Source organism: Synechococcus sp. UW106, assembly GCF_900474015.1.
Taxonomy (GTDB): Bacteria; Cyanobacteriota; Cyanobacteriia; order PCC-6307; family Cyanobiaceae; genus Parasynechococcus.
In genome coordinates, this window is record NZ_UCNV01000001.1 from 130,909 (window position 1) to 138,739 (window position 7,831).

General features: G+C 46.1%; 6 protein-coding genes. 5 read left to right on the top strand and 1 reads right to left on the bottom strand.

The genetic code is table 11. The features are described from left to right. Window positions 1-504 precede the first annotated feature (504 nt). From DXY30_RS00735 to DXY30_RS13455, 5 genes are all read left to right on the top strand, one after another. Window positions 505-1,008: a type IV pilin protein gene (locus DXY30_RS00735; protein WP_115092948.1), complete on the top strand. Its 504-nt coding sequence runs from the start codon at window positions 505-507 to the stop codon at window positions 1,006-1,008. After that, a complete protein-coding gene (locus DXY30_RS00740; RefSeq protein WP_115092949.1) occupies window positions 1,005-2,657 on the top strand; it encodes a hypothetical protein in 1,653 nt (550 codons plus the stop codon). The genes DXY30_RS00735 and DXY30_RS00740 overlap by 4 nt, the downstream gene beginning before the upstream one ends. A gap of 124 nt (window positions 2,658-2,781) precedes the next feature. Beyond that, window positions 2,782-3,297, top strand: a complete 516-nt coding sequence (locus DXY30_RS00745) for a hypothetical protein (RefSeq protein ID WP_170951069.1) — start codon at window positions 2,782-2,784, stop codon at window positions 3,295-3,297. Continuing rightward, entirely contained in the window at window positions 3,260-3,907 is a 648-nt protein-coding gene (locus DXY30_RS00750) for a Tfp pilus assembly protein FimT/FimU (protein WP_137006756.1), read from the top strand. The genes DXY30_RS00745 and DXY30_RS00750 overlap by 38 nt, the downstream gene beginning before the upstream one ends. Before the next feature lie 170 nt (window positions 3,908-4,077). After that, the gene (locus DXY30_RS13455; protein ID WP_206749514.1) at window positions 4,078-5,850 is read left to right on the top strand and encodes a hypothetical protein; all 1,773 of its coding nucleotides are present in this window, start codon (window positions 4,078-4,080) and stop codon (window positions 5,848-5,850) included. Between the two features lie 25 nt (window positions 5,851-5,875). Here DXY30_RS13455 and lepA read toward each other — a convergent pair whose 3' ends face one another. Further along, a complete protein-coding gene (lepA, locus tag DXY30_RS00760) occupies window positions 5,876-7,693 on the bottom strand; it encodes a translation elongation factor 4 (protein WP_115092953.1) in 1,818 nt (605 codons plus the stop codon). Window positions 7,694-7,831: the final 138 nt, after the last annotated feature.

Here is a 7,831-nt window from a genome sequence, read left to right on the forward strand (position 1 = left end):
AGATCTGACTTCAAACCAAAAAATTAAGCACAAACTAGGAAAATTAAGCCAAGAAAGAATGTATCATTATAATTATTTTTACCGCATAAACTAACACGACAAGCAGAAAACAGCGTCCAGAACAACCAAGAACTCCCAGACTGGCAAGACTCTTCACTCTCAAAGACAAGGATTGGATCAATTACCAAAACAGTCCAAATAGATCAAAGCCTCACAATCGTGGCGCAGAACTCAAGACCCCATTCCTGCATGTCAAAAACAAATTACAGATCCAAGACCTCCATAAAAGCATAAACTCCATACAATTCACTTAAACTATCAATACTAAATGGGGCGGCAGGCACCAGCTGAAGGCAATGAAACAAAATCAAAAACTCCAATGCAACTTGCAAAAAATTACCAATCGCAACACTTAGAAATATAGAGATCCTTCAATCAACACTCACTAATCTCCAAGGAAGAACCAGCAACAAGGTGCCAGACTAATAAGATCATAACTAAGTCATGAAGACGCCTAAAAGAAACATCAACGGATTCTCCCTGACCGAACTTATGGCAGCTGTGAGCATCGTTGGCATTTTAAGTGCGATAGCAATCCCAAATTATTCAAACCAAATGGAGCGGACCAAACAAAACAGCATGGCAGCGTCCATGGAGCAACTCTTGATACGAATAATCAGCTCCAAAGAAGAAATTGGCTTACCCCCTAAAACATGGAAAGACCTCAGCAACCAAGCCGTTATCATGACAATATCAGGCCCCATTTCAGATGATGAAGGCAGTCTTGAGAAAGAAATAGCTCTGTCCGATGGAAACTATTCTACAAGACGAATTGGCGATCTTACGGATGAGAACTATTTCATTCTCGAGTCGACTGTGTCACAAAGCCCAGAAAGAAATGTTCTTGGATGCATAGACCTCAGCACTGGAGCAAGCGATGTCAAGTTAGGGATCGTTCATTCGAAGACATCCACCAAAGTGGAAACGAGCGATCTGATTTGCAAATGAAATATCCTCAAGCGTTCAAAAAATTGATGCAGATGCACCAAGAAGGCGAACAAGGCATTGCATTAGTACTTGTTCTACTGATGGGCTTCCTACTAATCACAGGATCAAGTGCACTCTTGGTAAGAAAACTTGTAGAGAGAAAGGTGGGAGCATTTGCAAGCTATCAACAAATGGCAGAAAATGCTGCGATCAGTGGATTTAACCATATCCTGAGCCAACTCAATAATCCTTCCCCAACACAATACAAAGGATATCTCTACGAAGTAGATAATTTCCCAAAAGGCGATCTGCAATGGATAAATATTAACAATACAGAAACATCAAAGGCAATCGAACTAGAAGAAATATGCACACCAACCCTAGGAAGCGCCGCATTGCCCGAACATCCAGAGAAAGGAAAGATTTGGCCAATTGATTTACTACCTTTAGCAAATAACACTTCAGATGCCGAATTCACACTACGCGATGACGGAAGCAAACCTGTTATGGCTTACTACAGACTGAGAGAATTTGACAGCAGTTTTGCTAGCGACCAAGCGACTGGAGTATTCAGCATTGAGGGGCTAATCAAACGAGAGGATGCAGTTTTAGCTCGTACACTTCTGACACGTTCACTAGATATCAAGTTTGTTGTCGCCACCAACGCAGACTGGGCAATAGTCAATGCTACATTATTCAAAGATATCGAAAGACTAGAAATCAAAGGAGAGGGAATTATTTTAGTAAATAAGAGCGAGTTTTGGGAAAAAAATTGTAACCAACAATCATTAGAAAATGATATAGCTTTTAATGTATATGGCTCTACATCTCCTTTGATTTGGCCGGTTAGAGAGAGGGGTATTCCAGGCCCAGTCCTTTATGAGCAGCAACGGCAGGACGATGCAGTAGACAACGAAATCAGGGTATGGAGTTTTGATGACTCTGGCCTTCTCGATCGTGGTAGCAATTGTGCCGAAATTGCCTGCGTTCGGAAGGAAAGTCAAACATCAAATGACAGCTTTATCAGTGCGTCTTCGACAGGTTCTATCATTCAAGATAGTTCCAACAACACAATCATCTTAAAAGAGAATGGCCTATGCGATGAAGGCGAGCCAGGATCTCCTTGTCATATCAATATCGAATATCTTAACCTCAATAACACAAAACTTTTAATCGAAAATGAAGAGCGACCGATTGTTATTCATCTGCTTTCCCCAAACACAAGTGCACCGTCACCTTCATCAATTAGCACCGGCTCTATTGCACTCAAAGATGGCAGCATGCTTTGCGGAGTGAACACAAATTCTTCTGAATGCAATAATAAAGCAGAGCATCTAGTCATCGTAAATGGACCAAACGATGGAGACTATCAGAATGGGTGTAGTTCAACGCAAGGCAGATTGAGCTTTGGCAGACAGAATCTTCCTGCAGCACTCCTTACCCTCCAAAGTGGGACTGTAAGTATCGACCAAGATGCATCTATACGAGGACTGATCTGGGCACAGAATATTTGTGGGAACAACAATAAATTGATCATTGATTCAGCAGAAGTTATTCAAGACACCGAAAAAGCTTGGAAATGGCGAGAAAATAATTTATGGGGTGGAAATGGTCGACAGACAATTCGAGGTATTCGTGGGTCCGGAATGGATCTGTTCGAGAAATTCTAGAAAGTACACTTATATCCTGCGAAAAACTTTGATAACTCACTGGCGAGACTCATGGAACACTCATCCAAGGAGAAAAAAATCAAAGATACTAGAGGAAGGAACATTAGCTCAGTAGAGACGTGAGATGTTATTGGACAGCTCATCAAAAGTTGCAAGACGTGATCTATCAATGATCGAAGCCGATGGCTTTGGTCTCGTCGAAGTCTTGATAGCTGGCGTGATACTGCTGTTTGTCATGACATCCGTAGGGCGCTTTACACAGGCAGCCATGACAAGTGGAAGCAATCAAGAATTACGAAACAGACTTGAGAGCAGAATCATGGATAATATGCAAAAAATACAACAGCAAGACTCACGTCTTACATGGGAAGTTGTCAAGATATTTGGTGATCAACAAACGGCTTGCAGTAATCCTGCCCAATATGCAAAAGAACAAATAGAAAACAACAGTACGGAATATTTTGTAGATCCACCGAAGAGTATCAATCGCACAATAAGTGTATCGACAATCAATCCAGGGATTATGAGAATAGAGTACGGCTTTGATGGGCCAGAGAATTCAGTTGGTATCGAACGAAGAGTCCTTGAGTTGAATCCGACTTTTGCTGCCGACTGTCTCGACCTCGGAGTATCGCCTTGAAATGAATTTAGACAGTCACCATAAACATAGCAAAGGTTTTACCTTGGTTGAATGCTTGATTGTAGTCATCTTAATTAGTGTTGCCATTGGATGGAGCATTCCCAATTTACGCAGACAACTCATACGACAATCATTGAACAACTACGTTCTGCGTATAGAGGCAGGGTTGCAAGCTCTACGGATGAAGCAAGCAGTTGTGAAGACAGGCTGCGAAATGAATTTTCCCAGCGATGCATTAACAACAGTGGGGCCAACATCAATATCCAAATTCAAATCTCCTGAAACGACAATCGAGGTAGCAAAACTCACAACAGATGAGAAGAAAGACCGTCTGAACTGCTCGGACGACCCAATGATCAATCAAAGATTTAGATTCCTGGATAGCGAACAAGGTCCTGGCACGGAGTATGTGGAACTCTCATTCTCACGCTCTCAATTCAGCATTTCACCACCAGGCACATCCGATGACGGTGGGTCCCTCGTCATCCTAGTTCGCGCGAAACAACATGCCTCGCTTCAACCAGAGCTGCCAATACGATGTGTTGAATTTAGTCCCAATGGCCTAAGCAGGATGGGGGACTGGGAGAGTGGACGTTGCGAAACACGCTGATGTATACATCCTCAGATTATTCTAATCAATTTCCTTCCCTTTTCTTATATACAAGAATAAGGGAGGAAAGAGAATATTAGTAGACGGAAGTACCGACAATGCACACCGCGAAGCATGTCGCACAATCCAAGAATCATTCTAGTTCAGGCTTTACACTGCCTGAATTTATGATGGCTGTATTAGCAGGATCGTTGCTCATAACAGGCAGTGGTGTCGCCCTGAGGAGCATGTCTGGAGCTATTAGTAACTCAGCAGAGAAAGCCAATGCAAGACAAAATTCAGTCAACGGAATTAAATTATTGCGATCAGAAGTTGAGAGAAGTATGAATCTGCTTGTGTTTGGTGAGACACCAAGTCATTTACCTGAAAGTAATTTAGCAAATCACGTCAGTAATTTAGAGGGAACGATTACCCCTGATGATGGCATCGTGAGCTACTGCGAAAACAAAGCGACAGAAGATGGAAGATTTTTTAAGGTTGTTTTTGGAATTAAGATGGTAGAACTAGCGAATCCTATCGTTTATGGACTTAGCACAAACTACTCACGCCTTCGTGGCGGAGATAGTTACGGATATGCGCTTGTTCGTTGTGGCTTGCCACTTGATATCAATGGACAGTATGACAAGACAGCATCACCATATATCAGTTTAGTTTTAGATGACATTGCCCCTCTATATTGCCTCAAAAATGAAAACAGCTGCGAAGCCTTAAAGACAGTTGACGAGGCCACCAAAGAAGAAAGAATGAAATTAAAGGCAGAAATATTGGCTGATCTAGATGTTGATTTTATATCAGCAAATAATTCATCAGAGCCAGATGCTTTTACGCCTTATCGAACATTCCAAGAACCAGCAATTCGATTCAAAACTGACCATAATCGAAAAGTCTTGGCCTTTGAAGACCCTGCGCTAAGCACAGAGGATGAAGATCCAGGCAATCTAGTGGACATGAGTTTTATGGCCACGAAGAATTCAAATCAAAAGATTTACATGACAGCATTTGCACGTGCAGACAAGCGTTTGGTACGCAAAAATCTCGATGGATTAACTCTAAATGGGGTTTACTTCAATGCAAAGATTGGCAATACTGTACGTTTTGTTGTTGATGCATCTGGCTCAATGCGCGAATGCATGATTACAGCCAACGGTGCTTGCAAAAAAACACGGATGGAGTCAGTAAAAAACGAACTCGTACAGATCTTAACCGACCTGAAAAATATTGCCCCATACACGAAAGTAGGAATCAGCTTTTTTAGCCACCGTGAAGGCCGCAATCACATGGTTTGGACTTACGGTGATACAGACAGTGGGAATGACAATCAACTTGTTGTGATTGGTAGAGAAGGAGCTCTAGCTGATGCAGAGATGCTGATCGAGAGCATTCAACCAGAAGGCTGGACTGAGCCTTGGGATGGAATGGATAACGCTCTTGATGATCATGAGACCACAACACTATTCCTACTCTCCGATGGTGAGCCCAAATTCAACGTAAGCAATCAATCGAAACCTGAAAGTAGAAGATCGGTTTACCCAGAACTCTTTGCAGCATGGGATATATCCGGCAATCGGTGCAAAACACGATGGTGGAAGAATGATGATCCAATCAATTACTCCACACGTTGGCCGAGACGTTGGTGGGGAGAAAAATGCTGGACTACAACACAAACAAGTTATAACGACTGGGACCGCATCGCTACCTACTACATCAACCAAAACAAAGAGAGGCCAAGCCGCAATAAAATGAAAATTCACACCATTGCAATCGACCTGGAATCAAACTGGATGGAACATCTATCTAGCGAAACAGGAGGAAAACACAACCTTGTAGATACCCAAAAAATAATGAGCAACAACGGGCATGGCAATAATACTGATAGCTGTGATTCATCAAACCCAAGTTCCACATTCGATCACTGCAAGCAGGATCTAGAAAACAAGTCTTGATTGACTGTGATTAACGCATTAGATGTTAGCTACCACCATCATTCAGCTTGAGCACCGCCATGAAGGCCTCCTGCGGCACATCCACCTTGCCCATAGCCTTCATTCGCTTCTTGCCTTTGGCCTGCTTCTTCAGCAGTTTCTTCTTCCGTGAAATATCACCGCCGTAGCACTTTGCAAGCACATCCTTGCGGATGGCACTGATGCTAGTAGAGGCAATAATCCGGCTACCAATGGAAGCCTGAATCGGAATCTTGAACTGCTGGCGGGGAATCAGCTCCTTGAGTTTCTCCACCAATGCCTTGCCCACGTTGTAGGCCTTGTCTTGGTGGACGATCGTGGTGAGGGCGTCAGCTCGCTCGCCATTGATCAGCACATCAAGGCGCACCAACTGATTCTTGCGATAACCAATCAAGCTGTATTCCATCGAGGCATAGCCCTGGGTACGCGTCTTCATCTGATCGAAGAAGTCGGTCACCACTTCCGCCAGCGGCAACTCGTAGATCAACGTCACCCGATCGGTGGTGATGTATTTCATATCGATGTACTCACCGCGCCGTTCCTGGCAGAGGCCCATCAAGGCACCGTTGTATTCATTCGGTGCATAGATCTCCATCTTCACGTAGGGCTCTTCGATCGACTCACGCTTTTGCGGATCGGGAAGTGTGGCGGGGTTGTCCACCATCACCTCTGAACCATCGATCATGTTCACCTTGTAGATCACCGATGGCGCGGTGACGATCAGATCGAGGTCGTATTCGCGCTCAAGCCGCTCCTGCACGATCTCCATGTGGAGCAGGCCAAGGAAGCCGCAGCGGAAACCGAAGCCCATGGCACTGCTGGTTTCAGGCTCGTACTTCAGCGCTGCATCAGACAGCTGCAGTTTGTCGAGAGCATCACGCAGGTCTGGGTACTGATCCGCCTCAGTGGGGAACAGGCCGCAAAACACCATCGGCTTGGCCTCGGTGTATCCGGGTAAGGCCTCATCCGCCGGCGCATTCACCAGGGTGATCGTGTCGCCGACCCGGGCATCAGCCACCGCCTTGATCGAGGCCGCGAGATAGCCCACCTCACCAGCGTGGAGCTCATCCACCTTCTTCTGATCCGGCGCCATGATCCCGATCTCATCGAGCTCATAGGTCTTCTTGCTGGCCATCAACAGCACTTTGTCTTTGCAGTTGATCCGGCCACTCATCACCCGGAAATAAACGATCACACCCCGATAGGGGTCGTAATAGGAATCGAAGATCAGGGCCTTGGTGGGTTCTTCCACCGCATCCTTCGGCGGCGGCACCCGGTCGACCACGGCCTGCAGGATTTCGGGCACACCCAAGCCGGTCTTGGCCGAGCAGGAGATGGCATTGCTGCAATCGAGGCCGATAATGGCCTCAACCTCTTCCTTGATTCGATCGGGATCCGCACCAGGAAGATCGATCTTGTTGAGAACCGGGATGATCTCGAGATCGTTGTCCAGCGCGAGATAGACATTGGCCAGGGTCTGGGCCTCCACGCCCTGACTGGCATCCACCACCAACAACGCACCTTCGCAGGCCTGCAGGCTGCGGCTCACCTCATAAGAGAAGTCGACGTGGCCAGGGGTGTCGATCAAGTTGAGGACGTACTCCTCGCCATCAGCCGCGGTGTAATTCATCCGGGCGGCCTGAAGCTTGATCGTGATCCCCCGCTCCCGTTCCAGATCCATGTTGTCCAGGAACTGCTCCTGCATATCCCTGTTGGCCACGGTGCCCGTGTCTTGCAGCAACCGGTCGGCCAGGGTCGACTTGCCGTGGTCGATGTGGGCAATGATGCAGAAGTTGCGGATCCGTGAGACGGGGGCGTCGGTCATGCAGCGGCGGAATCCCGTCTCGGGTCCAGAAAGCGTCGTTGCCACAATCCTAAGGAGCGGCACCAGTGCGCATGAGCAATCCCTGGACGTTGCTGCTGCTGGCAATCAGCGCCGAAGTCATCGGCACCTCTTGTCTGC